At 65.7% G+C, this 23,071-nt stretch carries 19 protein-coding genes; 11 read left to right on the forward strand and 8 right to left on the reverse strand.

Features of this window, described 5'->3' with window-relative positions:
- Nucleotides 1–222 precede the first annotated feature (222 nt).
- Complete coding sequence (locus ASG92_RS17755; protein WP_056631116.1) at nucleotides 223–1,710, reverse strand: helix-turn-helix transcriptional regulator; 1,488 nt, start codon at nucleotides 1,708–1,710, stop codon at nucleotides 223–225.
- Nucleotides 1,711–1,892: 182 nt separating this feature from the next.
- On the opposite strand from ASG92_RS17755, the gene aceA reads away from it, so the two are divergent.
- Together aceA and aceB are read left to right on the forward strand one after the other, a co-directional pair.
- The gene (gene aceA / locus ASG92_RS17760; protein ID WP_056631119.1) at nucleotides 1,893–3,224 is read left to right on the forward strand and encodes an isocitrate lyase; all 1,332 of its coding nucleotides are present in this window, start codon (nucleotides 1,893–1,895) and stop codon (nucleotides 3,222–3,224) included.
- 94 nt (nucleotides 3,225–3,318) lie between these two features.
- The gene (aceB, locus tag ASG92_RS17765; protein ID WP_056631122.1) at nucleotides 3,319–4,989 is read left to right on the forward strand and encodes a malate synthase A; all 1,671 of its coding nucleotides are present in this window, start codon (nucleotides 3,319–3,321) and stop codon (nucleotides 4,987–4,989) included.
- Nucleotides 4,990–5,209: 220 nt separating this feature from the next.
- Here aceB and ASG92_RS17770 read toward each other — a convergent pair whose 3' ends face one another.
- The 7 genes from ASG92_RS17770 to ASG92_RS17800 form a co-directional block, all read right to left on the reverse strand.
- Nucleotides 5,210–6,403 (reverse strand): MFS transporter, encoded by a 1,194-nt coding sequence (locus ASG92_RS17770; protein WP_056631125.1) that lies wholly within the window; start codon nucleotides 6,401–6,403, stop codon nucleotides 5,210–5,212.
- A gap of 164 nt (nucleotides 6,404–6,567) precedes the next feature.
- Nucleotides 6,568–7,311: a ThuA domain-containing protein gene (locus tag ASG92_RS17775; protein ID WP_056631128.1), complete on the reverse strand. Its 744-nt coding sequence runs from the start codon at nucleotides 7,309–7,311 to the stop codon at nucleotides 6,568–6,570.
- 1 nt (nucleotide 7,312) lies between these two features.
- On the reverse strand, nucleotides 7,313–8,413 hold the full coding sequence (locus tag ASG92_RS17780) for a Gfo/Idh/MocA family oxidoreductase (protein ID WP_056631129.1): 1,101 nt from the start codon (nucleotides 8,411–8,413) through the stop codon (nucleotides 7,313–7,315).
- A gap of 55 nt (nucleotides 8,414–8,468) precedes the next feature.
- On the reverse strand, nucleotides 8,469–9,374 hold the full coding sequence (locus ASG92_RS17785) for a carbohydrate ABC transporter permease (RefSeq protein WP_056631132.1): 906 nt from the start codon (nucleotides 9,372–9,374) through the stop codon (nucleotides 8,469–8,471).
- Complete coding sequence (locus tag ASG92_RS17790) at nucleotides 9,371–10,306, reverse strand: sugar ABC transporter permease (protein ID WP_056631135.1); 936 nt, start codon at nucleotides 10,304–10,306, stop codon at nucleotides 9,371–9,373. The genes ASG92_RS17785 and ASG92_RS17790 overlap by 4 nt, the downstream gene beginning before the upstream one ends.
- A 2-nt stretch (nucleotides 10,307–10,308) precedes the next feature.
- A complete protein-coding gene (locus ASG92_RS17795; RefSeq protein WP_240987185.1) occupies nucleotides 10,309–11,604 on the reverse strand; it encodes an ABC transporter substrate-binding protein in 1,296 nt (431 codons plus the stop codon).
- 439 nt (nucleotides 11,605–12,043) lie between these two features.
- Entirely contained in the window at nucleotides 12,044–13,258 is a 1,215-nt protein-coding gene (locus ASG92_RS17800; RefSeq protein ID WP_056631139.1) for an ROK family transcriptional regulator, read from the reverse strand.
- A gap of 210 nt (nucleotides 13,259–13,468) precedes the next feature.
- Here ASG92_RS17800 and ASG92_RS17805 point away from each other — a divergent pair, with 210 nt between their 5' ends.
- The 9 genes from ASG92_RS17805 to ASG92_RS17845 all read left to right on the forward strand — a co-directional run bounded on the left by ASG92_RS17805 (nucleotide 13,469) and on the right by ASG92_RS17845 (nucleotide 23,061).
- On the forward strand, nucleotides 13,469–14,608 hold the full coding sequence (locus tag ASG92_RS17805; protein ID WP_240987208.1) for a Gfo/Idh/MocA family oxidoreductase: 1,140 nt from the start codon (nucleotides 13,469–13,471) through the stop codon (nucleotides 14,606–14,608).
- A 1-nt stretch (nucleotide 14,609) separates the two neighbouring features.
- Nucleotides 14,610–15,611, forward strand: coding sequence for a sugar phosphate isomerase/epimerase family protein (locus ASG92_RS17810; protein WP_056631145.1), 1,002 nt, complete (start codon nucleotides 14,610–14,612; stop codon nucleotides 15,609–15,611).
- A gap of 54 nt (nucleotides 15,612–15,665) precedes the next feature.
- On the forward strand, nucleotides 15,666–16,787 hold the full coding sequence (locus ASG92_RS17815) for a LacI family DNA-binding transcriptional regulator (RefSeq protein ID WP_056631149.1): 1,122 nt from the start codon (nucleotides 15,666–15,668) through the stop codon (nucleotides 16,785–16,787).
- A 239-nt stretch (nucleotides 16,788–17,026) separates the two neighbouring features.
- Complete coding sequence (locus tag ASG92_RS17820) at nucleotides 17,027–17,767, forward strand: sugar phosphate isomerase/epimerase (RefSeq protein WP_056631152.1); 741 nt, start codon at nucleotides 17,027–17,029, stop codon at nucleotides 17,765–17,767.
- Complete coding sequence (locus ASG92_RS17825) at nucleotides 17,764–18,888, forward strand: Gfo/Idh/MocA family oxidoreductase (RefSeq protein WP_056631155.1); 1,125 nt, start codon at nucleotides 17,764–17,766, stop codon at nucleotides 18,886–18,888. Before ASG92_RS17820 ends, ASG92_RS17825 begins: the two co-directional genes overlap by 4 nt.
- A 76-nt stretch (nucleotides 18,889–18,964) precedes the next feature.
- Nucleotides 18,965–20,284, forward strand: a complete 1,320-nt coding sequence (locus tag ASG92_RS17830) for a sugar ABC transporter substrate-binding protein (RefSeq protein ID WP_200952012.1) — start codon at nucleotides 18,965–18,967, stop codon at nucleotides 20,282–20,284.
- Nucleotides 20,285–20,348: 64 nt separating this feature from the next.
- Complete coding sequence (locus tag ASG92_RS17835; RefSeq protein ID WP_056631158.1) at nucleotides 20,349–21,362, forward strand: sugar ABC transporter permease; 1,014 nt, start codon at nucleotides 20,349–20,351, stop codon at nucleotides 21,360–21,362.
- Nucleotides 21,355–22,194, forward strand: coding sequence for a carbohydrate ABC transporter permease (locus ASG92_RS17840; RefSeq protein ID WP_056631161.1), 840 nt, complete (start codon nucleotides 21,355–21,357; stop codon nucleotides 22,192–22,194). The genes ASG92_RS17835 and ASG92_RS17840 overlap by 8 nt, the downstream gene beginning before the upstream one ends.
- 147 nt (nucleotides 22,195–22,341) lie before the next feature.
- Entirely contained in the window at nucleotides 22,342–23,061 is a 720-nt protein-coding gene (locus ASG92_RS17845) for a DsbA family oxidoreductase (protein WP_056631164.1), read from the forward strand.
- Nucleotides 23,062–23,071 lie beyond the last annotated feature (10 nt).

Below are 23,071 nucleotides of genomic sequence, written 5' to 3' on the forward strand. Positions count from 1 at the left end.
TGCTGACAGGGACAATATAGTCCGCCCACCTTCGGACGCTTCCCAGCCCGCCGGGCCCGCGCTGGCCAACCTGCAGGAAGTGAGAGAGCGTCGCGGGAAAACCCGCGGGAAGTGACAGAGCGTCGCGGGAAAACCCGCGGGAAGTGACAGAGCGTCGGGAGGAAACCTGCAGGCAGTGAGAGAGCGTCGATCAATCAGGGTCGGACCGGGCAGGGAGCCCCGTCAGCTCCCCGAGTGCGCCTGCAGGAACGTGTACACCTCGGTCTCGTCCACTCCCGGGAACGCTCCCGGCGGCATCGCGGCCAGCAGGTGCGAGTGCGCCCGGGCCGACGGCCAGGCGTTGCCCGCCCACTCCGAGGTCAGCGCGGCCGGCGGGCGGCGGCAGCAGTTCTCGTCCGGGCACGTTGACTTGGACCGCTCGGTGGTGTCGCGGCCGCGGAACCACTTCACCTGCGCGTACGGCACGCCGACAGACAGCGAAAACTCGCCGTTGGCCGACCGCTCCGTCCGGGCCGTGCACCAGTAGGTCCCCGCCGGCGTGTCCGTGTACTGGTTGTAGGCGCTGAACTTGTCCGGCACGTCGAACACCACCCGCGACGTCCAGTTCTTGCATGACGGCTGGCCTTCAATGGCGCCGGTGTGATCCTGGGGGAACGTCACGCCGTCGTTCTCGTAGGCCTTGTAGATGATGCCGCTCTTGTGCGTCTTCTGGAAGTGCGTGCGGATGTCCAGGTGCTGGGTGGCCAGGTTGGTGAAGCGGTGGGCCGCGGTTTCGTAGGACACGGCGAAAGCGTCCCGGATGTCCTCCACGGCAATTTCCTTGGCCTGCTTGGCCTTCTGCAGGAACTCCACGGTGGCCTGCTCCGGCAGCATCAGCGCGGCCGCGAAATAATTCGTGGCCACGCGCTGCATCAGGAAATCGCCGTAGTTCGACGGCGTCTGGTGGCCCAGAACGTAATGCCCCAGGGCCTGCAAGAGCACTGACCGGGGGTCGTGATCGGTGCGCTGGTTCTGCGTGAGATAAATTCGGTGATTCTTTAGGTCGGTCACCGAACGGGTTGAATGCGGCAGATCGCCCACATGGTGAAGGCTGAATCCGAGATGCGCCGCGATGTCCGCGATGACGTGGTGGGACAGCGGACCGCTGGTGTGTCCCACCGAGGCCAGGACCTTCTGGGCCTCCGCCTCGTACTCCGGGAAGTAGTTGTTCCGCTCCCGCATCATGGCCCGCAGTTCGGCGTTCGCGCGGCGGGCTTCTTCGGGCGTCGCCACCTGTTCGTTGAGCCTGCGCTCCAGCTCATGCTGCAGGCCCACCATGGACTCCAAAACGTCCATCGGCAGCCGCGAGCTAATGCGGATTTTCGGCAGGTTCAGGGATTCGTAGATGGGACTGCGCTGGTACCGTTCCAGCTCGATCTCGAGGGCCGCACGGCGGTTCGGCGGTTCGGCGCCGAGAAGCTGGTCGATGGTGACACTAAGGGCGGCGGCCAGCTGCTGCAGCATCCCCAGTTTGGGCTCGCGCTTTCCGTTCTCGATCAGGCTCAGCTGGCTCGGTGCGGTCCCGACGACGGCACCCAGGTCATCGAGTGTCATGCCCGCTGCTTTGCGCAGGTGCCGCACGCGGCGGCCCAGGCTGATGACGTCCACTTCGGGGGCGGAAGGGGACGACGGCGGGGTGGCGGCTTTGCGGTTCCAGCTCGTAGGCGACATTTATTGAGCATACGCGAAGAAACGCATTTCTTTCCATGGTTTTCATCTAGTAACCCCCTTGAAAGTGCAGAAAAGTAGGTGTCACGGAAAGAAACACCGCACCGGTCCAGCCGGCCGGAACTGCAAGGACGCAGGAAGGGCCGGTCCTGGGACACCCCCGGAGCACAAACAAGGAGACAAAGATGACTGCAGCATTTGAGCCCACCCAGCAGACGCCCGAACAGCAGGCCGCCGCACTGGAGCTCGAGTGGGCCGCCAACCCCCGCTGGGAAGGTGTGACCCGTGACTACAAGGCTTCGGACGTCGTCCGCCTCCGCGGCCGCGTCTCCGAAGAGCACACGCTGGCCCGCCGCGGCTCTGAGAAGCTGTGGAAGCAGCTCACCGAGGAGCACAAGGAAGGTAAGTACACCAACGCCCTGGGCGCCCTGACCGGCAACCAGGCCGTGCAGCAGGTCAAGGCCGGGCTCCGCGCCATCTACCTTTCCGGCTGGCAGGTGGCCGCGGACGCCAACAACTCCGGCCACACGTATCCGGACCAGTCGCTGTACCCGGCGAACTCGGTTCCCACGGTGGTCCGCCGCATCAACAACGCCCTGCTCCGCGCAGACCAGATCGAGTTCTCCGAGGGCATCCAGACCGTTGAGGACTGGCTGGTGCCGATCGTCGCCGACGCCGAGGCTGGCTTCGGCGGACCGCTGAACGCCTACGAGCTGATGAAGTCCATGATCCAGGCCGGCGCCTCGGGCGTTCACTGGGAGGACCAGCTCGCCTCGGAGAAGAAGTGCGGCCACCTCGGCGGCAAGGTCCTGATCCCCACGCAGCAGCACGTGCGGACCCTGAACGCGGCCCGCCTGGCCGCCGACGTCGCCGGCACCCCGTCGGTCGTCATCGCCCGCACCGACGCCGAGGCGGCAACCCTGATCACCTCCGACGTCGATGAGCGCGACCAGGAATTCATCCTCCGCGAAGGCGGACAGCCGGTTCGCACCCCGGAAGGCTTCTACAAGGTCCGCAACGGCATCGAACCCTGCATCGCCCGCGCCAAGGCCTACGCCCCGTACTCCGACCTCATCTGGATGGAAACGGGCACCCCGGACCTCGAGCTGGCCCGCAAGTTCGCCGAGTCCGTCAAGGCCGAGTTCCCGGACCAGATGCTCTCCTACAACTGCTCGCCGTCGTTCAACTGGCGCAAGCACCTGGACGACGCCACCATCGCCAAGTTCCAGCGTGAACTCGGCGCCATGGGCTTCACGTTCCAGTTCATCACCCTGGCCGGCTTCCACGCCCTGAACTACTCGATGTTCGATCTCGCCCACGGCTACGCCCGTGAAGGCATGAGCGCCTACGTCGAGCTGCAGGAGAAGGAATTCGCCTCCGAGTCCCGCGGCTACACCGCGACCAAGCACCAGCGCGAAGTCGGCACCGGCTACTTCGACGACATCGCCACTGCGCTCAACCCGAACGCATCCACCCTGGCCCTGGTGGGATCCACCGAAGAAGGCCAGTTCCACTAGCAACTTCCCCAACTAGATAGCAGTAGGTGTCGTTTTGGAGGCTCAAAACGACACCTACTGCGACTCAGTTGGGACCCTTTCAAGGAGAACTCCCATGAACAGCTTCACCGACAACTTCACTATCAACGGGATCACGTTGACCGCCCAGCCTATTTGCCGGCAGAGCGAGGTACTGACGCCGGATGCGCTGGCGTTTGTGGCCAAGCTGCACAATGCGACGGCCGGGCGGCGCGAGGAGCTGCTGCGGGCTCGCAGGGCACGGCGGGACCAAATCGCCGCCGGCCAGGATCCCCGGTTCCTCCCGGAGACGGCGGAAATCCGCAACGATCCGAACTGGCGGGTCGCTCCGCCGGCGCCGGGGCTGGAGGACCGCCGCGTGGAGATCACCGGGCCCGTGGACAAGAAGATGACCATCAACGCCCTGAACTCCGGCGCCAAGGTATGGCTCGCGGACATGGAAGATTCGTCCACGCCGTCCTGGCGCAACGTGATCCAGGGACAGCTCAACCTCACGGACGCGCTGGAACGCCGGATCGACTTCACGTCCCCGGAGGGCAAGGACTACAAGCTCCGCCCGGCCGAGGACCTGCCCACCATCGTGGTGCGTCCCCGCGGCTGGCACCTGCCCGAGAAGCACATGCTCATCAACGGCACACCGGTTGCCGGCGGCATCGTGGACTTCGGCCTGTACTTCTTCCACAACGCCCGCCGCCTGCTGGCCCAGGGCAAGGGCCCGTACTTCTACCTGCCGAAGATCGAGAACCACCTCGAGGCACGGCTCTGGAACGACATCTTCATCCTGGCCCAGGACCTGCTCGGCATCCCGCAGGGCACCATCCGCGCCACGGTGCTGATCGAAACCATCACGGCGTCCTTCGAGATGGAGGAGATCCTGTACGAACTGCGGGACCACGCCTCCGGGCTGAACGCCGGCCGCTGGGACTACATCTTCTCCCTGATCAAGAACTTCCGCACCCGCGGCCCCCGGTTCGTCCTGCCGGACCGCGGCCAGGTGACCATGACAGCCCCGTTCATGCGCGCCTACACCGAGCAGCTGGTGCGCGCCTGCCACAAGCGCGGCGCCATGGCGATCGGCGGAATGGCCGCAGCCGTTCCCAACCGCAAGGACGAGGCCGCCAACGCCAACGCCTTCGAAAAGGTCCGCGCGGACAAGACCCGTGAAGCCGCCGACGGCTTCGACGGCTCCTGGGTGGCCCACCCGGACCTCGTCCCGGTCTGCCGCGAGGTGTTCGACGCCGTGCTCGGCGACCGGCCCAACCAGCTGGACCGCCTCCGCGAGGACGTTGCACCTGATGACCGTGCACTGATCAATGTGGCCGCGACCCAGGGCACCATCACCGAGCAGGGCATCCGGAACAACATCGAAGTGGGCATCAGGTACATCGAATCCTGGCTCCGCGGCAACGGCGCCGTGGCCATCCACAACCTCATGGAAGACGCCGCCACCGCGGAGATCTCCCGCTCCCAGCTGTGGCAGTGGATCTACTCCCGCGCCATCACGGACCACGGCGAGATCATCAGCCGCGAATGGGTCGAGGACATGCTGGACGAGGAGTTCGCCGGGCTGGAACGCTTCGATGGCGACCGCTTCGAGGACGCCCGCGACATCTTCGAGGAAGTCACGCTCAGCGACAAGTTCCCCAGCTTCCTCACCGTTCCGGCCTACGCCCGCTACCTGCACGAAGCCCGCGAGGGCGCAGACGCCACGGCCGAGGCAATCGAGGACGAGCTCGTCGCCGCCTAGATTTCCGTCAGCCGGGCTGCCACGCCTTCGCAACAGCACCCCCGAAATCCGGGGAGGCAGCCCGGCAACGGAACCCACCTTTTCATAGCGCGAACGAACACTTGAGGCCCCTTTCCTTAGGAATTTAGGGGGCTCAAGTGTTCGTTCGCGCTGTTGCGCGGGGGCTTAAGTGTTCGTTCGCGCTGTTGCGCGGGAAGGACGTACGACGGCGGCGCTCGCCTTAGCGCTGTTTCGGCACCTTCCGGACGGACAGCGTGGTTCCGACGATGAACAGCAGCACGGAGCCCAGGATAATCAGGAGCGGCCCGTCCCAGGAACCTGAAGCACCCTGCACATAGCCCAGCAGCGTGGGCGCCACCGCGCCGAAGCAGTACCCCGTGCCCTGGACGATCGCCGACATCCGGCCCGCCGAGGCCTGGTCCCGGGCCAGCTTGATGATGGCGATGAAGATCAGTGTGATGCCGCCGCCCTGGGCGATGCCGCCGAAGGAGGACCACAGCCACCACAGCTCGGGCGCGAACAGCAGGCCAAGCGGCACGGTCAGCCACATGGCTCCCAAGGCGAGCGCCACCGCCGTCGTACTCGCAGACCTGGCCACCAGCGGAACGCCCATGCCGCCCGCGATGGCGAGGATCTGGAAGAGGGACGATCCCGCTCCGGCGGCAGCCGGAGCCATCCCCAGCTCATCCGACAGCAGGGTGGGAAGCCAGGCGGTGACTCCGTAGTAGGAGACGGCCTGCCCGGCGAAGCCAACGGTCAGCCCCACAGTGGTCCAGCGTGAGGCGGGCCGGCCTGCGGCAGGAGCGCCGCCCGAGCCGTCGTCCGGCGCCGGAATGAAGGCCCCGCGGCCCGCCGCGAGCATCCAGAAGCCTATGGCGGCGACGGCGAAGGCAGCGCTGGCCGCGAGGGCGGGACGCCAGCTGGCAACCTCGGCCAGGGGTGCCGTGACCACGGACGTGACGAACGAGCCGATATTCAGGGCGGCCGTATACATGCCCATCGCGGTGCCCTGGCGGCGCGGGGAAAAGTCCCGGCGGATGACCAGCGGCAGCGCGATGTTTCCGATCGTGATGGCCACGCCGAGAATCACCGTGCCGAGCATCACCAGCGCGCCGCCCCCGGCGGACCGGACCACAACGCCGGCTAGGACGCCCAGGAGGGTCAGGGTGATGGCCACTTCCGCTCCCAGCCGGCGGCCGGCCAGTGAGGCGAGGGGCGCAGCGAGAGAGAAGCAGAGCACGGGTATTCCCGTCAGCAGCCCCAGCTCCACGGGCGAAAAGCCCAGGTCCTGCTGCATGGCCCCGGCCACCGGGGCCACCGCCACGAACGGACCCCGCATGTTCAGTGCGATCAGGCCGATGCAGGCGAGCAGAATCCAGCTGCTGGGGACCTTGGAACCCGGGCGCGCTTTCATACGGCGGCGGGGGCGGCTTGCGGGTGCACGGTAAGGGGGCTCATCACTTTCATTGCTATCACGCCGCGGCCAAATCGATGGAAAAAGTCGGCGGACAGGAAGCGGGCAGGAGCACATCGCTGCACTCCTGCCCGCCGGAAACCCTATTCAGCTATGCGGCACCCTCAGGCCAGGTACCAGTCCCGCTGGGCGTTGGCCACGCCGGGCGCCTCCCGGAACTGCTTCGGCTGCGCCACCCAGCCGACTCCGTTGGCGATGACCTGCTGGATCTGGGGCTGGTGGTAGACGGGATACTCCTGGTCGCCCGGGCTGAAGTAGAAAATCCGGCCCTTGCCGCGGGAGAACGTGACACCCGAGCGGAAGACTTCGCCGCCTTCAAAGGAGCTGATGAAGATGAGGTCGTCGGGCTCGGGGATGTCGAAGAGCTCGCCGTACATCTCCTGCTTCGGGATCACGATGGGGCTTTCCACGCCCGCGGCAATCGGGTGCGAAGGCTTGACCGTCCACACAAGCTCGCGTTCGCCGTCGTTACGCCACTTGAGCGAGCACGTGGTCCCCAGGAGCCGGGTGAAGATCTTGGCAAAGTGCCCCGAGTGAAGGACGATCAGCCCCATGCCGCCCAGGACGTGGCGCTGAACGCGCTCGACCACTTCGTCGCTGACCTCGGCGTGGGCCACGTGGCCCCACCACAGCAGGACATCCGTCGCGGCCAGGGTTTCCTCCGACAGCCCGTGCTCCGGATCCGCCAGCGCAGCCGTGGTGATGCCGGAATCCGGATAGAAGCCTTTCAGCCCGTCGGCGATGGCCCCGTGAATTCCCTTGGGGTACATCTCCCCCATGGTCTCCGGTTGGTTGCGGGCCTCATGGACGCCTTCGTTCCACACCAGGATGTTGAGTTTGTCAGTCATGTCAGAGCCTCACTTCGCGCTGTTCGAGGGCGGACTTGTAGCAGGCATCGAGCACCAGTGCGCGGCTCAGTGCCAGGGCACCGTCGTGGGCGCCCCAGACAGACTCGCCGCCGCGGACGGCTTCCACAAAGTCTTCCACCACCGCCTCGTGCGCCCGGCCGGGTTCCGCCACCACGGTGTAGTCAGCGTTTTCGCCGTCCTCTTCCTTGAAGATCCGGAGGTCCGCAACGGGGGCGTTGGAGGCGCCGACGGCGCGCAGTTCGGCGCCGCCGTCGGTCCCGTAGACGGTGAAGTCCATCAGGTCGTCTTCGTCCCGGTAGGCCGCCCAGCCGGCCTCGAGGATCAGCGTGCCGCCGCCCTCAAGGCGGATGAACGCCGACGCGAAGTCTTCCACTTCGAACTTGTGGGTCGCGTTCATCGCGGTGTACCGGGCATTGCCGCCGAGGCCGCGGTGGCCCAGCTCGGAGTGGGTGGACGCCGAGACGGACACGACCTTGGGTTCGCCGAGGAGGTGCAGGGCGTAGTCCAGGACGTGCACGCCGATGTCCGCCAGCGGTCCGCCGCCGGCCAGCGCGGGGTTCGTGAACCAGCTTCCCAGCATGGGGATGCCCTGGCGGCGGAGCCAGGATGCCTTGGCGTAGTACGGGCGGCCGAGTTCGCCGTCGTCGATGATGCCCTTCAGTTTCTGGATGTCGCCCCGGCGGCGGTGGTTGAAGGCAACGTCCAGGACGCGGCCGGCCTTGCGCGCGGCCTCGACCATCTGCAGACCCTCTTCGCCGTTGCGGGCCAGCGGCTTTTCGCTCAGGACGTGCAGCCCGCGTTCCAGCGCCGCGATGGCGATCGGCGCGTGCAGGAACGTCGGCACCGCGACGCTGACGGCGTCGAGTCCTTCCAGCTCGATCAGGTCCTCCCAGCGGGCGAACGTGTGCGGAATGCTGTACTCGGCCTTGAGGCTGCTCAGGAGGTCCTCCTCCATGGCAGCCACGGCCACGAGTTCCACGCCCTCTATATTCTTGTAGGCCTTGATGTGCTGTTGACCGGCCCATCCGATGCCGACAACCCCGACCTTCAGGGGTGCGGGCTGTGCCTGCTGCATGCTCACTGGAATTTCCTTTTCTTTGTTTTTTGGGTTGTTGAGCTTGGTTGATGAGGGCGTGTCAGCCCTTGACGGCACCCGCGGTCATCCCGGCAACGATCCGCTTCTGGCAGACGAGCACCAGGATCACCAGCGGAATCGTGATCAGGACCGACGCCGCGCTGATGGCGCCGATCGGCTGATCGTATTCGCTGGTGCCGTTGAAGAAAGCGATCGCCACCGGCACTGGACGGGACTCGGGGGACGTCGTCAGCGTGACGGCCAGCAGGAATTCATTCCACACTGAAATGAACACCAGGATGGCCGTGGTGGCAAGACCCGGAACGGCCAGCGGGAGGATTACCTTCCGGAAGGCCAGGAACGGCGACGCTCCGTCGATGTACGCCGATTCCTCCAGCTCCTTGGGGATTTCCCGGAAGAAGGAGGTCAGCGTGTAGATCGCCAGGGGTAGGGCGAACGTGAGTTTGGGGATGATCAGGCCGATCAGGGTGTCGTAGAGGCCGATTTCCCGCCAGATGGAGAACATCGGCGCCGCGATGGCGATGGCCGGGAAGGTGGTGACCGAGAGGATCAGCGTCAGGAGCAGAGCCTTCCGCTTCATCTTCAGCCGGGCCAGGGCATAGGCGGCGAAGGAGGCGAAGACGAGCGCGACGGCGGTGGTCACCACGGCGATGATCACCGAGTTCCGCAGGGCCAGGAAAAAGTCCGGGTTGCGGAACACCACAAGGTAGTTGTCCAGCGTGGGCTGGCTGGGGAACAGTTCCCCGGCGCCCAGGCTCGCCCCTGCCTTGAGGGAGGTGTTGATGAGCCAGTAGAAAGGCACCAGCGAGAAGGCCATCACGGCCAGGACGAAGAACCAGGTTAGGGGGTGGAGCCTGGACTCCCCGCGGCGAAGCGGCTTCCTGGTGAGCCGCGGGCGGGGGCTCGCCTGGGCCGCGGCGCGGCGTTCATCGAGGACGGTACTCATTGCTTCTCCTGGGCAGCTGCGCGGATGTTCCCGCCGGCGAACCGGATGTAGATGACGGATACTGCCATGACGGTCAGGAAGGTGAGGATGGACAGCGCGGACCCCTCCCCGACCAGCCGGTTCTCCCGCAACTCGGTGTAGGCCAGCATGGACATCGATTCCGTTCCGTTGGCGCCGCGGGTCAGGACGAACGGCAGATCGAAGACCCTCAGGGCGTCCATGGTGCGGAAGATGGCGGCCAGCACGATCGCCGGCTTCAGCAGGGGCAGGGTGATGTTGACGAATGTGGTCCACTTGGTGGACCCGTCCAGCTCGGCTGCCTCGTAGACCTCGTCAGGGATCACCTGGAGGCCGGCGAGCACCAGCAGGGCGACGAACGGGGCGGTCTTCCACACATCCGCCAGCACTATCACTGCCATCGCGTAACCGGACTCGCCGAGCCAGACGATGTCGCCGCCGGGCAGGCCGAGTCCCCTGAGCACCGTGGTGACGAGGCCGAGGGTCGGCTCGAACATCGTCTGCCACGTGATGGCGCTGACCACGGTCAGGATCGCGTAGGGCAGCAGCACGAGGGTCCGCAGCAGCCCCCGTCCCCGGAACGTCATGTTCAGGAGCAGCGCCATGGCCGTTCCGAGGACGAGTTCCAACGAGACAGAAGCCGCGGTGAACGTGAACGTCTGCCCGAAGGCTGACCACCAGGCGCCGCTGCTGAGCGCGTCCAGGTAGTTGTCCAGCCCGACGAACCGTGACAACCCGGCCTGCCGCACACTGTATTGGTGAAGCGACAGCCAGATGGCGTAGCCGATGGGAACGGCTGCCACCAGGAACATGAGGATCAGCGACGGCGCCACCATCCGGACCGCCAGCCGGCGTTCCGCGCGGTCGTACACGAAAGTCCTCGGCCGTTCGGCCAGCTTCTGTGTCGATGTCATGGCTAGAAGCTGTCCTGTGCGGTCTTGATGTCCTCGGCCATCTTCTTGGCGGCCTCATCCGGCGAAGCCGATCCGGACAGGACCGAATGCACGTTCTTGTAGATCGCCTGGGAGATCTGCGGGTAGACCGGGGACTGCGGACGCGGCTTGGCGCCCTTGACGGATGCCAGCAGTTCCTTCGCGAACGGCATGGCCTTCAGGACCTCGGGGTCGGAGTAGGCCGCCTCGTTGACGGGTGCCTGCGAGCTGTCGATGGCCACGTGCTTCTGCCACTCCGGAGTGGTTGCGAAGTTGATGTACGCCAGTGCTGCTCCGCTGTTCTGGGAGAAGGCCGAGATCGCAAAGTTCCATCCGCCCAGTACGCCGCTTGCAGCGGACTTGCCGTCGAAGGACGGCAGCGGCGAAACGTCGAACTTGCCTGCCAGCTTGGTATTGTTCAGCAGCCGGTAGACGTGCGGCCAGTTGCGCTCGTACCCGAAGTTGCCGGATTCGTACGCCAGCCTTGCCTCGTCTTCCTTGTAGGTCATGACCGCGCGGTCGGCCGAGCCGTTCTTGATGCCGTCGGCCATGAACTGGAGGACTTCCCGGGTCTCAGGCGAATCGATCTTCACCTCGCCCTTGTCGTTCACCGCCTCGCCGCCTGCGCTGTACAGGAGTTCGAGGAAGTTGACGGTCAGGCCCTCATACTGCTGCGCCTGGTATACAAGGCCGTTGCCCGGCGCCTTTGCGGCCTCGGCGTAGAGCTCCTGCCACGTGGACGGCTTGGCCACCTTGCCCTTGGCGGAGTAGACGAGTCCTGCGTTGGTGTAGAACGGGGTGGCCCAGTACTTGCCGTCGTACAAGGCGGTCTGCGCTGTCGACGGGATCAGTCGATCCTTGATTTTCTCCATCACCGGGGTCTGGTCCAGCAGCCAGTTCTGCGCAGCGAACTCGGGGGCCCAGGTGACGTCCATCATGAAGATGTCGCATTCCGTGGACTTGCCTTCCAGGCGCTGCACTGTCTGGGTGCGCTGCTGGTCCGTGCTCGAACCGATCTCCACGTACTTGGCGTTGATGGTCGGGTTCGCCGTGTGGAAGGCGGCGGTGGTGTTCTTGTGGATGCCGCTGGCGTCCTTGCCGCCGCAGATGGTGATGTCGCCCTTGGCGCCCTCAGCGCTCTTGAGGTCGACGGCGGCAGCCGTAGACTCCGGCGAAGTCGCCGGGGTGCCGCCGCAGCCTGCGAGCAGGACGCCCATGGCCACGGTAGCCACAACACTCTTGGCCAGACGACGTCGTCCGGCTGGCATGGAAGCCTTCACGAGTTTCCTTTCGATATGCCTGCCCCGGTCCGCCAGCAGTCTTCGCTGGCGGGCCAGGGACGGCCGCGTTGATATGACGTGGTGAGGAAGATTTCAGTGCCAAGCTTTTGACTTTTTAATTACAAAAGCCTGCAATTTCTCGGCTGTAAGTAAAGCTTTCACGGGCCCTAGTGCGTGTCAATGAGCTAAGCGCATTGATTTTCGGCTTTTATCAACTCTTTCGAGACACGGTGCATGCGCGTGGGGGCGAACTTTGGATGAGGAGTGGCAAAAGGAACCGGACTTTCGCGCCTCAGGGCAGGAATGAACCACGGCAGCGGGGGCGCGGGCTGCCATGGGCAGCCCAGAGCGAAGTGGGCATGCCAAGGCGACGGAAGGCCGGCGGCGCGGCCCCGGGCCGGCTCCGGTACGGGCGGCTCCGCTACGGGAGCCGGTTCCGCTACGGGCGGGCCGCGGCCGCCACGGCGGATTCGACGACGGCCGGCGACAGCACGTACTCGATGACCATGCGGCTGGCGCCGAGGATGGCGGCGTCCGTCTTGGCGCGCGACTGCTCAATCCGCAGCCGGGCCGTCGCGAGCGGCAGGGACCGCCCGTAGACGGCTTCCCGGATCCCGGCCAGCAACTGGTCGCCGGCCCGGGACAGGCTTCCGCCCACTACAATCACGGACGGGTTGAGCATGTTGACGCAGATGGCCAGGACTTCGCCGACGTCGCGGCCGGCCTGCCGCAGGGCATGGATGGCATGCACGTTCCCCTGAGCAGCCAGGTCCACGACATCCGCCCCCGAACTGGCCTCGATCCCCTGGCTTTGCAGCTTCCGGGCCAGCGCGGGACCGGAGGCCAGCGCTTCCAGGCATCCCGTGTTTCCGCACCGGCACAGCACGCCCTCGCCGCCCGGCACGCGGACGTGGCCGAGGTCGCCGGACGTGCCGTCGGCGCCGCGCTGAAGTTCGCCACTGCTGATGATGCCCGCTCCCACGCCGGTGGCCAGCTTGATGAAGAGGACATCCTCATACTCGCTCCAATGGGCATGCCGTTCCCCCAGCGCCATGATGTTGACGTCGTTGTCCACGAGGACTTCAACATCGATGTCCTTGCGGATGTATCCCACGACGTCGAACCCGTCCCAGCCGGGCATGATCGGAGGCTTCACGGGCCGGCCGCTGCCGTGTTGCACGGGTCCGGGAAGGCCAATGCCGATGCCGGCGATGTCAGCCTCGGTACGTCCTATCTGCGCCAGCAGTTCCCGGCCGCTGTGGAGAACCCAGTCCAGCACCGCCTCGGGCCCCCGCGCCACGTCCAGCGGTTCGGAGTGCCGGGCCAGGACGCTGGAGTTGAGATCCGTCAGGGCGATCGCCGCGTGGCTGGCGCCGACGTCGGCGGCCAGGACCAGCCGGACCTTGGCGTTGAAGGCGAATTTCGACGGCGGCCTGCCGCCGGAGGAGGCGGCCTCGCCGGCAGGACCCACCAGGCCGAGGGCGGTCAGGGCATCGATTCGCGCGGCAACAGTGGTCCGCGCAAGGCCCGTCTGTTCGGACAGCTCGGCCCGGGTCCGGGGCCTGCCGTCGCGAAGCAGCTGAAAAAGATCGCCGGCGCGGGCCAGGAAGCCCGCGTCGATGGGCCGCTCCTGCCGCTCGATAGTCGTCTCCATGATTAAGGAATAGCACACGATCCCCGGAACTCACTGGCTTAACGCATCTATTTCCATAACTTTTGATTGACTATGGACAAAAGTGCCCGTAGGTTCGATTGAAACAGCAGCCGTCCCTGAGGAACCAACATGTCCACTCCAGAATCCGCGCTGCGGCAGGGCGATGACGCGCCTGCGGCGGCAGCGTCCGTCCGCCCGCTGGGCGTAGCGATGATCGGATACGCGTTCATGGGCAAGGCCCACTCCAACGCGTGGCGGAACGTCGCCAGCTTCTTCGACGTCCCGGTCTTCGAACAAAGGGTCCTGGTGGGCCGTGACGCCGAGAAGGTCGCCGCCGCCGCGGCAAAATACGGCTGGGCCGAGTCCGCCAACGACTGGCGGGCGGTGATCGCGCGCGACGATATCGACGTCGTGGACATCTGCGCCCCGGGCTGGATGCACGCGGAGATCGCCATCGCCGCACTCGAAGCCGGCAAGCACGTCCTCGTGGAAAAGCCGCTTGCCAACACGCTTGCCGAGGCCGAGGCAATGACCATCGCCGCCCGTGGCGCCCGGGAGCGCGGGGTGCAGTCGATGATCGGGTTCAACTACCGCCGGGTCCCGGCCCTGGCACTGGCCAAAGAGCTGATCGCGGAAGGCCGGCTCGGAACGGTCCGCCACGTCCGCGCCGCCTACCTGCAGGACTGGCTCACCGACAACCAGGCCCCCATGACCTGGCGGCTGCGGAAGGAAACGGCCGGCTCCGGCGCCCTGGGCGACATCGCCTCCCACGCCATCGACCAAGTCCTGTTCCTCCTCGGCGACGCCGTCACCGAAGTGTCCGGGCGCCTGCGCACCTTCGTCACGAGCCGCCCGGGCACGGACGGACCGGAGGACGTGACGGTCGACGACGCCGCCTGGGCCACACTGTCCCTCGCCTCAGGGGCGGTCGCCTCGGTCGAGGTGTCGCGGGTGGCCACCGGGCAAAAGAATTCGCTCAGGCTTGAGATCTACGGCGACAAGGGCTCCCTGCTCTTCGACCTTGAGGCCCTGAACGAGCTCGGCTTCCTGGACGCAACCCTCCCGGTGCGGGAGCAGGGATTCCGCCGCATCCTGGTCAACGAACCCGGGCACCCGTACCTGGACGCTTGGTGGCCCCAGGGCCATATCATCGGCTGGGAGCACACCTTCACCCACGAGATCCGGGACTTCCTGACCGCCATCAGCAACGGAACCGCGCCGTCGCCGTCGTTCGATGACGGCCTGACCGTCCAGCGCATCCTGGCGGCCGTGGAGGAAAGCTCCGCAGCGAAAAGCTCCACCATCCAGATCGCCACTCCCCTGACCGATTCCCCAGCCGAAGGAGCCTGACATGCCCCGCCCTTACACCCTGTTCACCGGCCAGTGGGCCGATCTGCCCTTCGAGGAAGTCGCCAAACTCGCCTCGGGCTGGGGCTATGACGGACTGGAGATCGCCGTGTCCGGGGACCACCTGGACGCCTGGCGCTGGGACGAACCGGGCTACGTCGAGTCCAAGCTCGCGGTCCTGGAGAAGTACAACCTGAAGGTCTGGGCCATCTCCAACCATCTCAAGGGCCAGGCCGTGTGCGATGACCCCATCGACTTCCGCCACGAAGCGATCGTCGGCTCCAAGGTCTGGGGCGACGGCGACCCCGAAGGCGTCCGCACCCGCGCCGCCGAGGAAATGAAGCGCACTGCAAGGCTCGCCAAGGCCCTCGGCGTGGACACCGTCGTCGGGTTCACCGGCTCCTCCATCTGGCAGTACGTGGCCATGTTCCCGCCCGTCCCGGCAAAAGTCATCGACGCCGGCTACCAGGACTTCGCCGACCGCTGGAATCCGATCCTGGACGTCTTCGACGAATGCGGGGTCCGGTTCGCCCACGAAGTCCACCCGTCGGAGATCGCCTACGACTACTGGACCACAGTGCGCACCCTCGAAGCGATCGGCCACCGCGAGGCATTCGGACTGAACTGGGACCCGTCCCACTTCATGTGGCAGGGCATCGACCCCGTCTCCTTCATCTGGGACTTCAAGGACCGGATCTACCATGTGGACTGCAAGGACACCAAGCTCCGCCCCACCGGCCGGAACACCGTCATGGGCTCCCACCTGCCGTGGGGCGACCCCCGCCGCGGCTGGGACTTCGTCTCGGCCGGACGCGGCGACGTCCCCTGGGAATCGTCGTTCCGTGCCCTGACCGCCATCGGCTACACCGGCCCCATCAGCATCGAGTGGGAAGACGCCGGCATGGACCGCCTCCACGGCGCCCCGGAGGCGCTCGCAGCGCTGAAGAAGTTCGATTTCCCCGCCTCGCAATCGAGCTTCGACGCCGCCTTCAGCACCCAGGACTGAGGTGGGAAGTACCGGGCCCTGACGCGAATAGAATTGCCTGCGGAAAGGAGTCCCATGGCCAAGAAGCCCACCGTCTACGACGTCGCCGAGCGGGCCGGGGTCTCCATCGCCACCGTGTCCTTCACCTTCACGCAGCCGCATCGCGTCCGCGAATCCACCAGGGAAGCCGTTTTGGACGCGGCCCGGGCGCTGGGCTACCTGCCCAGCGCCAGCGCCCGCGGCCTGGCTCGAGGCAAGACGGGCGCGATCGGGCTGTTTTCGTTTGACTACTTTGGCCGTTCCAGCACCGAGGCCGCGCGCAATGCTGCCGTCCGGACGGCCAGGGGCCCCGGTCAAGCCAGCCATGACTGGGACTCGCTGTTCTCGGACGAGGCCAACAAGGACTTCCGCCTGTTCCCGCTGTACCACGACGAAGTGCAGCGGGGCGTGGAGATGGAGTGCAGGCGGCGCGGTTACGTGCTCATGATCGGCGAAGGCCACGGCGCCAGCACCGAGGCAGACATCGCCGAGATCGCCGGCCGCGTTGACGGACTGGCCGTCTTCCCGAACACGCTTCCCGGCGAGATCCTGCGCCGGATTTCCAAGCGGATCCCCGTGGTTGAACTGTCCAACCCCGCGGAGGACAACCGGCTACACCGTGTATCGGTGGAAAATGCCGGCGGCATGGCCCTGCTGACCGAACACCTGATCCAGCACCACGGCCTGCGCCACATCACCTTCGTGGGGCCCGAGGGTTCACCGGACCGGGAGCACCGGTTCCGTGGCTACGCGGAGGCGATGAGCGTTGCCGGGCTGGACATCCGCACCCTGCCCCGGTCCGGCCCCACGGACCCTGCAGCCGACGTCGACCGGACCATCCATAGGTTGCGGGCTTCCGGTCATCTTCCGCAGGCCTTCGTCTGCGCCGTCGACGCCGAGGCGCTGCTCTACATGGACGCCCTGGCCCGGGCCGGAATCAGTGTTCCCGGGCAGGTCGCAGTCACGGGCTTCGACGGCCTGGTGGCGGGCCTTGTCAGCCGTCCGACGCTCACCACCATCAGGCAGCCCATGGTGGAACTGGGTAGCACTGCAGCGTCAATCCTCATCGACGAAGTCACCAAGCCCAGCCCTGCGCCGGTGGTTAAGGAGCTCCCGGTGAAGCTCATGGTGCGCGAAAGCTGCGGCTGCGGGGTCTGAGCCCGGGCGGTAGCATCCCCCCGTTTGCGGACAACCCACGCTCTTTAGGACGTCGCAGGCTCTTTCGCGCCCCGCCCGACAAAAGTTGGTTGATATCTGCTAAAAGGTGTTGCCAAGCTTCCATCTATGCGCTTTGATTGAACCCGGCACCAGAATTCAAAGCGCATAGAAGTCCGCGCCTTTCGATCAAAGCGCATAGAAATCCCACCCTTTCCGTTCATTGATGACAGGGGAAACACATGTCCTATTCCGTTCAGCTCTACACCGTCCGGGAGGCCCTGGAACGGGACCTGCCCGGCACCATCCGCCGCCTGGCAGACATTGGCTTCACCATGGTTGAGCCCTACCGCTTCGTCGCCAAGGCAGCCGAACTCAAGGAGGCCCTGTCCGAGAACAACCTCCGGGCGCCGTCCGGGCACGCACCGCTCCTGAGCGAGGACCAGGACGAAATCTTCGCCGCAGCCCTCGAGCTCGGCATCGGCACCGTCATCGACCCCCATGTGCCCGCCGGTCGGTGGACCACGCTCGAAGACATCAAGGACACGGCGCAGCAACTCAATGCCGCGGCGGCTAAAGCCGCCGGCTATGGCCTCCGTGTGGGCTACCACAACCACTGGTGGGAAGTTGAGTCCGTCATTGACGGCAAGACTGCCCTCGAACACCTCGCGGACAACCTGGACCCCGCCGTCGTCCTGGAACTGGACACCTACTGGGCGGCAGTGGGCGGCCAGAACCCCACGGAGCTGCTGGCCAAGCTGGGCCACCGCGTCAAATTCATCCACATCAAGGACGGCCCGCTGACCCCGGACCCCGCAAACCAGGTTGCCGTGGGCGACGGCCGGATGGCCATCTGGGACGTCATCGGCGCGGCCACATCCCTGGAGGCCGGCGTGATCGAACTGGACGCCTTCCAGGGCGACATGTTCGAAGCGGTGCAGGACAGCTTCAACTACCTGGCCTCCGGCACGGTGTCCGCATGAGCGCAGCCACGGCCAGGACGGGTCCCGTTGGCATCGGCATCATCGGCGCCGGCGTCATCAGCAAGCAGTACCTCGACAACCTCAGCAGCTTTCCGGACATCACCGTGGCCGCAGTCGGCGACCTTTTCGAGGAAGCCGCCGCTGCCCGCGCAGCCGAGTACGGAGTCCCCGTCCACGGAGGCGTGGACGCCGTCCTGGGGAACCCGGAAGTTGAAATCGTCATCAACCTGACCATTCCGGCCGCGCACGTGGAAGTGGCCACCCAGGCGCTGGACGCCGGAAAGCACGTCTGGAGCGAAAAGCCGTTTTCGCTGGACCGCGAGAGCGGTTTGGGGCTGCTCAAGGCGGCAGACGCGGCCGGACTCAAGCTCGGATGCGCCCCGGACACCTTCCTGGGGGCAGGCCTCCAGACCGCCCGCCGAATGATTGAACGCGGTGACATCGGTGTCCCGCTCACCGCCCTGACCCTCATGCAGTCCCCCGGTCCGGAGTCCTGGCACCCGAACCCGGCCTTCCTCTTCCAGGACGGAGCCGGGCCGCTGTTCGACATCGGGCCGTACTACCTCACCACCCTCGTCCAGACGTTCGGCAGCATCCGAAGGGTTGCAGCGTTCGGCTCCAGGTCGCGCGAGACCCGGGTGATCGGTTCCGGCCCGAAGGCGGGCGAGGAATTCGCCGTCACCGTCCCGACCCACGTGAGCTCCATCCTGGAGTTCGACGGCGGCGAGTCGGCCCAGAGCATCTTCAGCTTTGATTCACCCCTCAAGCGCGCCGGGTTCGTGGAAATCACCGGTTCCGACGCCACCATCGCCTTCCCGGATCCGAACAACTTCGACGGCGATGTCAGGATCTGCGCCAAGGGCGCAGATGACTGGACCACCGTCCCGTCAACCGGCTCCACGGCAAGCCGCGGTGCCGGCGTGCTGGAAATGGCCCGGGCAATCCGGGCAGGACGGCCCCACCGGGCCCAAGGCGAACTGGCGTTCCATGTCCTGGACACGATGGCCTCCATCGCCGAGTCCATCGACACTAAGGCCTTTGTCGACGTCGAAAGCTCCACGGCTCCCGTCCCGGCCCTGCCGGAAGAGTGGGACCCCACGGAAGCAACGCTCGCCGGCTGAATCCCCCCGGGGGAACCCGGCATCAGCCCCGCCAGGCAAGAAGCACCAGCTCAACGACGAGAAACCGGAGCATCACATGAAGAATCCCCTGAAAGTACTGACTGCGCTGGCAGCCACCGCCACACTGGCCCTGGGCCTCACGGCGTGCGGTGGCACGAGCCAGGCAACCAGTGACACCATCACGTACTGGGCATCGGACCAGGGCAACAGCCTGGACGACACAGCAGCCAAGCTCAAGCCGTCCCTGGAGCGCTTCACCAAGGAAACGGGCGTCAAGGTCCAGCTCGAGGTCATCAGCTGGACGGATCTTTACAACCGCATCCTCACGGCGGTCACCAGCGGCGACGGTCCCGACGTCCTGAACATCGGCAACACCTGGGCCGTGACCCTTCAGGAAACAGGCGCCTTCGAACCGGTTGAGGGCGCCCTGCTCGAAGCCGTCGGCGGCAAGGACCGCTTCCTCCAGACCAGCTGGTCCACGGGCGGGGCCGAGGGTAAGACGCCCACCTCCGTCCCGCTGTACGGGCTGGCCTACAACATGTACTACAACACCAAGATGTTCAAGGCGGCCGGAATCGAAAAGCCCCCGGTGACGTGGGACGAGTTCGTGGCCGATGCCAAGAAACTGACCAAGGACACCAACGGCGACGGCAAGACGGACCAGTGGGGCTTCACCGCAGCCGGGGCATCGGTCTCCGCTAACTCCCACCAGGCCTTCGTGCGCGGCCTCCAGAACGGCGGCACCCTGTTCGACAAGGACGGCAAGCCAACATTTGACAGCGCGCCCCAGGTGGCCGGAGTCAAGCAGTTCATCGACCTGATGGCAACCGAGAAGGTGATGTCGCCGTCGGACGCGGAAATCTCCCAGGGCAGCCAGAAGATCGACAACCTCATCAACGGCAAGGCGGCCATGCTGTTTGACCAGAGCCCGCTGAAAAACTTCGACGCCCGCGGCTTCAAGGACTGGGGAGTGGCGCCCGTCCCGATGATGCAGGCCGGAGCCACCGGCGACGCCGGTACGCAAAGCCACGTAGCCGGCATCAACCTCAGCGTGTTCAAGAACAGCAAGAACAAGGACAACGCGATCAAGCTGGCGGGCTGGCTCACCAGCGACGCCGAACAGGTGGCACTGAACAAGGCTTTCCGCTCCCTGCCCGTGGTGACCGGGGCGTCCTCTGACGCCGCGTTCCAGACCGAAGAGGTCAAGTCCAAGCGTGACGCCCTGGCGAATCACGCCCTGCCCATGCCCCTCGTGGCCAAGGAGGGCCAGATGGAGACCCTGACGGGAACAGCCATCAAGAACCTCTTCGCCAAGGCTGCGACAGGAACTGTCTCCGAGGCAGACATCAAGGCAGCCCTCGAGGACGCCAACAACCAGATGGCTGCGGCCCAGTAACAACGTCCGCGGCGTGCGGGGGCCCGGCGAGCGCCGGCCCCCGCACCCTGGCTAAGGAGCTTCCATGTCCCACTCAGCCCTAGACAGCAGCCCTGCTGCTGCCGGCAGCCAAACCGTCCCCGAAACCGCGGGCCCGTTGCCGGAAAACGTGCCAGCGCCCAAGGCGAGGAAAGCCCGCCGGTCTTTCCTTCCCTACGGACTGATTCTTCCCGCAGCAGTTCTGGAAATCCTGATCCACATCGGCCCCATGCTGCTGGGCATCTGGATCGCCTTCATCTCCCTCACCCAGCTGAACCTCACCAACTGGCTCAATGCGCCGTTCGTGGGCCTGCAGAACTTCGTCAACGGGCTGAACCCCGAAAGCACCATCGGCCAGGCGTTCTTCAGCACCGTGGGCCGCACGCTCATCTATACGGTCACGGTGGTGGGCCTCTCATGGATCCTGGGCATGGCCGGTGCCGTTTTCCTGTCCTCCAACTTCAAGGGCCGTGCCCTCCTTCGCACCTTTTTCCTGGTCCCGTACGCCTTGCCGGCCTACGTGGGCACCATCGCCTGGGCCTTCATGTTCAACCAGCGCGACGGCGCCGTGAACCAGATCCTGGTGGACACCTTTCACCTTTTCGGCGAGGAGCGCCCCTTCTGGCTTCTGGGCAGCAACTCCTTCGGAGCCATGATCGTGGTGAACGTCTGGCAGCTGTGGCCCTTCGCATTCCTGATGCTCATGGCCGCCCTGCAGAACGTTCCCACTGACGTGTACGAAGCTGCGGCCATCGACGGCGCGTCGCTCTGGCAGCAGTTCCGCACCATCACTTTGCCCATGGTCCGCCCCGCCAACGGCGTGCTCCTTATGGTCATGTCCTTGTGGACCTTCAACCAGTTCAACATCCCGTTCGTTTTGTTCGGTGCGTCGTCGCCCAAGGACGCCACCCTGGTGTCGCCGCTGATTTACCAGAACTCGTTCGGCAGCTGGAATTTCGGCCTGGGCGGAGCCATGAGCGTCCTGCTCCTCATCGCCCTTTTCATCGCATCCGTCTTCTACATCCGCATGGTGCTGCCCAAGGGAGCCGACAATGATTGAGACCCGCAACTTCCGCATTCTGAGGAACGTGGTACTGACACTCCTGTCCCTTTGGGTGGCAGTACCCCTCTACGTCGTGGTCTCCACGTCCCTCAAGCCGCTCAAGGACGTCGCCGGACTGTTCCAGTGGATCCCCCGCGAAATCACGGCGTCGCCCTACTTCGAAATCTGGACTACTGTCCCGTTGGCGAAGTACTTCCAGAACAGCCTGGTCATCACCGTCTGCGCAACCATCTGCTCAGTCACTGTCGCCGTCCTCGCCGCGTACTCCATTGCGCGGCTGGAGTTCAAGGGCAAGCGGGCGTTCAGCCTGACCGTCCTGTCAACGCAGATGTTCCCGGGCATCCTGTTCCTGCTGCCCCTGTACCTGATCTTCACGCAGATCCGGAACCTGACGGGTGTACAGCTGCAGGGTTCCTACCTCGGGCTGATCATCACGTACATGACGTTCACGCTGCCGTTCGCCATCTGGATGCTGAGCGGGTACTTCGCCTCGATTCCCAAGGAGCTTGAGGAGGCTTCCATGATCGACGGCACGGGCCGGCTGGGCGCGCTCTTCAGGGTGATACTGCCCGTGGCCAAGCCTGGCATTATCGCCGTGGCGGTGTACTCGTTCATCTCGGCCTGGGGAGAGGTGCTGTTTGCCTCCGTCCTGACCAATGAGGCCACCAAGACGCTCTCCCTGGGGCTGAAGTCCTACGCGAGCGAGTCCGACGTCTTCTGGAACCAGCTCATGGCCGCCTCCGTGGTGGTCAGCCTGCCGGTGCTGATCGGCTTCATCCTGGTGCAGAAACACCTTGTTGCGGGCCTCTCAGCCGGCGCCGTCAAGTAGCCAACAGCACATGCCGCCGCCGGAATAGCGCGAACGGACACTTGAGGCCCAAGTCCCCGGGGCGCCAAGTGTCCGTTCGCGCCTGGCAGTGAGCAAGCCAACAGCGGAACCGGGAATGGCCGGCCGGACGCGCGGGTTGTGGCAGGCATGAAGATTGAAATCTGGTCAGACGTCGCGTGCCCGTGGTGCTACATCGGCAAGCGCCGGTTCGAGGCCGCCCTGGCGGAATTCCCGCACCGGGACAAGGTGGAGGTGCAATGGCGCAGCTACCAGCTGGATCCCTCCCTGCCGGAGCACTACGACGGCACCGAGCTGGACTATCTCAGCACGCGCAAGGGCCTTGCGCCGGAGCAGGTCGCGCAGATGTTTGACCATGTGGCAGCCCAGGCCAAAGGCGAGGGGCTCAACTACAGGTTCGACGCCGTCGTCGTCACCAACAGCTTCACAGCCCACCGCCTCATCCACCTCGCCGCCGCGCACGGCAAGCAGGACGCCGCTAAGGAACGGCTGCTCAGCGACCACTTCGAGCACGGCAAGGACATCGGCAGCCGGGAATACCTCACGTCCCTCGGCGGAGAGCTGGGCCTTGATGCGGTCGACGTCGCCGAACTCTTCAGCACCGACAAGTACGCCGACGACGTCCGGCACGACTTTGCCGAGGCGCGCGCCCTAGGCGTCAGCGGCGTGCCGTTCTTCGTGATCGACCGCAAGTTCGGACTCTCCGGGGCCCAGCCGGCCGCGACATTCACCATGGCTCTCGAACAGGCCTGGCAGGACTCTCATCCACTGGTCATGGTGGGCGCCGACGGCGCAGCCGCGGGAGACACAGAGGGAGACGCCTGCGGACCGGACGGCTGCTCCGTCTAAGACGGTGCGG

It is taken from the genome of Arthrobacter sp. Soil736, from assembly GCF_001428005.1.
Taxonomy (GTDB): domain Bacteria; phylum Actinomycetota; class Actinomycetes; order Actinomycetales; family Micrococcaceae; genus Arthrobacter.

What these genes read in the sequence shown, in the direction of transcription:
- ASG92_RS17755 (WP_056631116.1), bottom strand. Translation starts at nt 1,710, where the DNA reads ATGTCGCCTACGAGCTGGAACCGCAAAGCCGCCACCCCGCCGTCGTCC.
- aceA (WP_056631119.1), top strand. Translation starts at nt 1,893, where the DNA reads ATGACTGCAGCATTTGAGCCCACCCAGCAGACGCCCGAACAGCAGGCC.
- aceB (WP_056631122.1), top strand. Translation starts at nt 3,319, where the DNA reads ATGAACAGCTTCACCGACAACTTCACTATCAACGGGATCACGTTGACC.
- ASG92_RS17770 (WP_056631125.1), bottom strand. Translation starts at nt 6,403, where the DNA reads ATGAAAGCGCGCCCGGGTTCCAAGGTCCCCAGCAGCTGGATTCTGCTC.
- ASG92_RS17775 (WP_056631128.1), bottom strand. Translation starts at nt 7,311, where the DNA reads ATGACTGACAAACTCAACATCCTGGTGTGGAACGAAGGCGTCCATGAG.
- ASG92_RS17785 (WP_056631132.1), bottom strand. Translation starts at nt 9,374, where the DNA reads ATGAGTACCGTCCTCGATGAACGCCGCGCCGCGGCCCAGGCGAGCCCC.
- ASG92_RS17790 (WP_056631135.1), bottom strand. Translation starts at nt 10,306, where the DNA reads ATGACATCGACACAGAAGCTGGCCGAACGGCCGAGGACTTTCGTGTAC.
- ASG92_RS17800 (WP_056631139.1), bottom strand. Translation starts at nt 13,258, where the DNA reads ATGGAGACGACTATCGAGCGGCAGGAGCGGCCCATCGACGCGGGCTTC.
- ASG92_RS17805 (WP_240987208.1), top strand. Translation starts at nt 13,469, where the DNA reads ATGATCGGATACGCGTTCATGGGCAAGGCCCACTCCAACGCGTGGCGG.
- ASG92_RS17810 (WP_056631145.1), top strand. Translation starts at nt 14,610, where the DNA reads ATGCCCCGCCCTTACACCCTGTTCACCGGCCAGTGGGCCGATCTGCCC.
- ASG92_RS17815 (WP_056631149.1), top strand. Translation starts at nt 15,666, where the DNA reads ATGGCCAAGAAGCCCACCGTCTACGACGTCGCCGAGCGGGCCGGGGTC.
- ASG92_RS17820 (WP_056631152.1), top strand. Translation starts at nt 17,027, where the DNA reads ATGTCCTATTCCGTTCAGCTCTACACCGTCCGGGAGGCCCTGGAACGG.
- ASG92_RS17825 (WP_056631155.1), top strand. Translation starts at nt 17,764, where the DNA reads ATGAGCGCAGCCACGGCCAGGACGGGTCCCGTTGGCATCGGCATCATC.
- ASG92_RS17830 (WP_200952012.1), top strand. Translation starts at nt 18,965, where the DNA reads ATGAAGAATCCCCTGAAAGTACTGACTGCGCTGGCAGCCACCGCCACA.
- ASG92_RS17835 (WP_056631158.1), top strand. Translation starts at nt 20,349, where the DNA reads ATGTCCCACTCAGCCCTAGACAGCAGCCCTGCTGCTGCCGGCAGCCAA.
- ASG92_RS17840 (WP_056631161.1), top strand. Translation starts at nt 21,355, where the DNA reads ATGATTGAGACCCGCAACTTCCGCATTCTGAGGAACGTGGTACTGACA.
- ASG92_RS17845 (WP_056631164.1), top strand. Translation starts at nt 22,342, where the DNA reads ATGAAGATTGAAATCTGGTCAGACGTCGCGTGCCCGTGGTGCTACATC.